General features: G+C 52.3%; 2 rRNA genes. Both read left to right on the forward strand.

What is annotated here, in order from left to right:
* The first annotated feature begins 108 nt into the window (after positions 1-108).
* Positions 109-1,638, forward strand: a 16S ribosomal RNA gene (locus M3668_RS10915).
* Between the two features lie 404 nt (positions 1,639-2,042).
* Positions 2,043-5,141: ribosomal RNA gene (locus M3668_RS10920) — 23S ribosomal RNA — on the forward strand.
* The 16S and 23S rRNA genes sit together here, the layout of an rRNA operon.
* Positions 5,142-5,148: the final 7 nt, after the last annotated feature.

The following is a 5,148-nucleotide window of genomic DNA, read 5'->3' on the forward strand; positions in this document are numbered from 1 at the left end:
CCACATTTTGCTCCTATTAAGCACAGGAGGAGGATCACCCCGTGATCCTTTGGTGGCTCGTTTCAATGAGATACAGAAAATTATCAAGCTACTCGATTAAAGAGATTTTTAACGGAGAGTTTGATTCTGGCTCAGGACGAACGCTGGCGGCGTGCTTAACACATGCAAGTCGAACGATGAAGCCCAGCTTGCTGGGCGGATTAGTGGCGAACGGGTGAGTAATACGTGAGTAACCTGCCTTTAACTCTGGGATAAGCCTTGGAAACGGGGTCTAATACCGGATACGACCAACCCTCGCATGAGGTGTTGGTGGAAAGGGATTTTGTACTGGTTTTAGATGGGCTCACGGCCTATCAGCTTGTTGGTGAGGTAACGGCTCACCAAGGCGACGACGGGTAGCCGGCCTGAGAGGGTGACCGGCCACACTGGGACTGAGACACGGCCCAGACTCCTACGGGAGGCAGCAGTGGGGAATATTGCACAATGGGCGCAAGCCTGATGCAGCGACGCCGCGTGAGGGATGACGGCCTTCGGGTTGTAAACCTCTTTCAGCAGGGGAGAAGCGAAAGTGACGGTACCTGCAGAAGAAGCGCCGGCTAACTACGTGCCAGCAGCCGCGGTAATACGTAGGGCGCGAGCGTTGTCCGGAATTATTGGGCGTAAAGAGCTTGTAGGCGGTTTGTCGCGTCTGCTGTGAAAGCCCGGGGCTTAACCCCGGGTTTGCAGTGGGTACGGGCAGACTAGAGTGCAGTAGGGGAGACTGGAATTCCTGGTGTAGCGGTGAAATGCGCAGATATCAGGAGGAACACCAATGGCGAAGGCAGGTCTCTGGGCTGTAACTGACGCTGAGAAGCGAAAGCATGGGGAGCGAACAGGATTAGATACCCTGGTAGTCCATGCCGTAAACGTTGGGCACTAGGTGTGGGGAACATTCCACGTTTTCCGCGCCGTAGCTAACGCATTAAGTGCCCCGCCTGGGGAGTACGGCCGCAAGGCTAAAACTCAAAGAAATTGACGGGGGCCCGCACAAGCGGCGGAGCATGCGGATTAATTCGATGCAACGCGAAGAACCTTACCAAGGCTTGACATATACTAGACCGCCTCAGAGATGGGGTTTCCCTTCGGGGCTGGTATACAGGTGGTGCATGGTTGTCGTCAGCTCGTGTCGTGAGATGTTGGGTTAAGTCCCGCAACGAGCGCAACCCTCGTTCTATGTTGCCAGCACGTAATGGTGGGGACTCATAGGAGACTGCCGGGGTTAACTCGGAGGAAGGTGGGGATGACGTCAAATCATCATGCCCCTTATGTCTTGGGCTTCACGCATGCTACAATGGCCGGTACAAAGGGTTGCGATACTGTGAGGTTGAGCTAATCCCAAAAAGCCGGTCTCAGTTCGGATTGGGGTCTGCAACTCGACCCCATGAAGTCGGAGTCGCTAGTAATCGCAGATCAGCAACGCTGCGGTGAATACGTTCCCGGGCCTTGTACACACCGCCCGTCAAGTCACGAAAGTTGGTAACACCCGAAGCCGATGGCCTAACCCCTTGTGGGAGGGAGTCGTCGAAGGTGGGATTGGCGATTGGGACTAAGTCGTAACAAGGTAGCCGTACCGGAAGGTGCGGCTGGATCACCTCCTTTCTAAGGAGCACAACTAGATAGTTGGCCATCTCTGTTCACGAGTGTTGAACAGGTGGTTTGCTCATGGGTGGAATATTAGTTCAGGTTGCAGCTGGCCTTTGGGTTGGTTGTGGTGGAGAGTTTCAGTATTGTTTTTTGGTGTGTTGTTGGGTTTTGAGGCAACAAGGGTTTCTTGTTGGTCTCAATGGTATGCCTGGCGCATTGGTGGGTGAGACTGTGATGGTTTTGCTGCTGGTGTGGGTGGGTTGTTGTTTGAAAACTGTATAGTGGACGCGAGCATCTTCTAAAGATTGAAGAAATGATCCTAATTCAACATCTTTTGGGTGTTGTTTCTAGTATTTTCTTTGATTCTTTTGATTTGTAACTTAGTTAGTCAAGTAAATGACATCTTGAAATATTTCTGTGTGTAAGTTAATAAGAGCACACGGTGGATGCCTTGGCACTAGAAGCCGATGAAGGACGTGTGAATCTGCGATAAGCCTCGAGGAGTCGATAACAGGACTGTGATTCGAGGATTTCCGAATGGGGAAACCCAGCAAGCCATCATGGTTTGTTACCACCAGCTGAATGTATAGGCTGGTTGGAGGGAACGGGGGGAAGTGAAACATCTCAGTACCCTCAGGAAGAGAAAATAAAATATGATTCTGTGAGTAGTGGCGAGCGAAAGCGGAAGAGACTAAACCTGTGGTGTGTGATACCGGTTGAGGGTTGCATCATGGGGGTTGTGGGAGTCAGCGTGGCAGTTTCAATCGACTGTCGAAGTGATGTTCAAGCATGTAGGTGAAGGCCTTGGGATGGGCTGCCGGAGAAGGTGAGAGTCCTGTAACCGAAATGTGTTTGACCGCTTGTTGGCCACCCGAGTAGCACGGGGCTCGTGGAATCTCGTGTGAATCTGCCAGGACCACCTGGTAAGTCTAAATACTTTCTAGTGACCGATAGTGAATCAGTACCGTGAGGGAATGGTGAAAAGTACCCCGGGAGGGGAGTGAAATAGTACCTGAAACCGTGTGCTTACAAGCCGTTGGAGCCTTTTGGGGTGACAGCGTGCCTTTTGAAGAATGAGCCTGCGAGTTAGTGTTCTGTCGCAAGGTTAACCCGTGTGGGGAAGCCGTAGCGAAAGCGAGTCTGAATAGGGCGTTTGAGTGGCAGGATCTAGACCCGAAGCGGAGTGATCTATCCATGGCCAGGTTGAAGCGACGGTAAGACGTCGTGGAGGACCGAACCCACCTAGGTTGAAAACTGGGGGGATGAGCTGTGGATAGGGGTGAAAGGCCAATCAAACTCTGTGATAGCTGGTTCTCCCCGAAATGCATTTAGGTGCAGCGTTACGTGTTTCTTGCCGGAGGTAGAGCTACTGGATGGCCGATGGGCCCCACAGGGTTACTGACGTCAGCTAAACTCCGAATGCCGGTAAGTCAGAGCGTAGCAGTGAGACAGTGGGGGATAAGCTTCATTGTCGAGAGGGAAACAGCCCAGACCATCAACTAAGGTCCCAAAGCGTGTACTAAGTGGGAAAGGATGTGGAGTTGCTTAGACAACCAGGAGGTTGGCTTAGAAGCAGCCACCCTTGAAAGAGTGCGTAATAGCTCACTGGTCAAGTGATTCTGCGCCGATAATGTAGCGGGGCTCAAGTACACCACCGAAGTTATGGCAATGTATTTTTGAATATGTTGGGTAGGGGAGCGTCGTGTATCCAGTGAAGCTGCGGTGTGAACCAGTGGTGGAGGGTATGCGAGTGAGAATGCAGGCATGAGTAGCGAATCACGGGTGAGAAACCCGTGCGCCGGATGATCAAGGGTTCCAGGGTCAAGCTAATCTGCCCTGGGTTAGTCGGGGCCTAAGGCGAGGCCGACAGGCGTAGTCGATGGATAACGGGTTGATATTCCCGTACCGGTAAAAAACCGTCCATACTGATTTTTTGATGCTAACTGTGAGAAGCCGTTTGTAACCTCTTCGCCTTTTTGGTGTTGGGGAGCTTGTGGTGGACTGCAGGACCCGATTTTTTGAGGTAAACGTATTAACAGGTGTGACGCAGGAAGGTAGCCAAGCCACGCGATGGTTGTCGTGGTCTAAGCGTGTAGGGTATCCGGTTGTTAAATGCGCCGGTGTTGGCCTGAGACGTGATGGGACCCCTTTTTTGGGGGATTTGGTGATCCTATGCTGCCGAGAAAAGCATCGACGTGAGGTTTTAGCCGCCCGTACCCCAAACCGACACAGGTGATCAGGTAGAGAATACTAAGGCGATCGAGAGAATCATGGTTAAGGAACTCGGCAAAATGTCCCCGTAACTTCGGGAGAAGGGGAGCCTTGAGCGTGATCCACCTATGCGGTGGGGAGCGTGTATGGGTCGCAGAGAATTGGGGGAAGCGACTGTTTATCAAAAACACAGGTCCATGCGAAGTCGTAAGACGATGTATATGGACTGACTCCTGCCCGGTGCTGGAAGGTTAAGAGGATTGGTTAGCCCTTTTGGGCGAAGCTAAGAATTTAAGCCCCAGTAAACGGCGGTGGTAACTATAACCATCCTAAGGTAGCGAAATTCCTTGTCGGGTAAGTTCCGACCTGCACGAATGGAGTAACGACTTCCCTACTGTCTCAACCATGAACTCGGCGAAATTGCAGTACGAGTAAAGATGCTCGTTTCGCGCAGCAGGACGGAAAGACCCCGTGACCTTTACTATAGTTTGGTATTGGCGTTCGGTGTGGCTTGTGTAGGATAGGTGGGAGACTGTGAAGCTGACACGCTAGTGTTGGTGGAGTCGTTGTTGAAATACCACTCTGGTCGCTCTGGATGTCTAACTTCGGCCCGTGATCCGGGTCAGGGACAGTGCCTGATGGGTAGTTTAACTGGGGCGGTTGCCTCCTAAAAAGTAACGGAGGCGCCCAAAGGTTCCCTCAGCCTGGTTGGCAATCAGGTGTTGAGTGTAAGTGCACAAGGGAGCTTGACTGTGAGACTGGCAGGTCGAGCAGGGACGAAAGTCGGGACTAGTGATCCGGCGGTACATTGTGGAATGGCCGTCGCTCAACGGATAAAAGGTACCTCGGGGATAACAGGCTGATCTTGCCCAAGAGTCCATATCGACGGCATGGTTTGGCACCTCGATGTCGGCTCGTCGCATCCTGGGGCTGGAGTTGGTCCCAAGGGTTGGGCTGTTCGCCCATTAAAGCGGTACGCGAGCTGGGTTCAGAACGTCGTGAGACAGTTCGGTCCCTATCCGCTGCGCGCGTTGGAAATTTGAGAAAGGCTGTCCTTAGTACGAGAGGACCGGGACGGACGAACCTCTGGTATGTCAGTTGTACCGCCAGGTGCATGGCTGATTGGCTACGTTCGGGAGGGATAACCGCTGAAAGCATCTAAGCGGGAAGCCTGTTTTGAGATGAGATTTCCTAGCGTTTTTTGAACGTGTGAGGATCCCTATAGATGATGGGGTTGATAGGCCAGGTATGGACGCGGGGAATTCCCGTGGAGTTGACTGGTACTAATAGTCCGAAGGCTTACATATTTTTTTT

This window comes from Rothia sp. P100 (genome assembly GCF_023712425.1).
Classification (GTDB): domain Bacteria; phylum Actinomycetota; class Actinomycetes; order Actinomycetales; family Micrococcaceae; genus Rothia; species Rothia endophytica.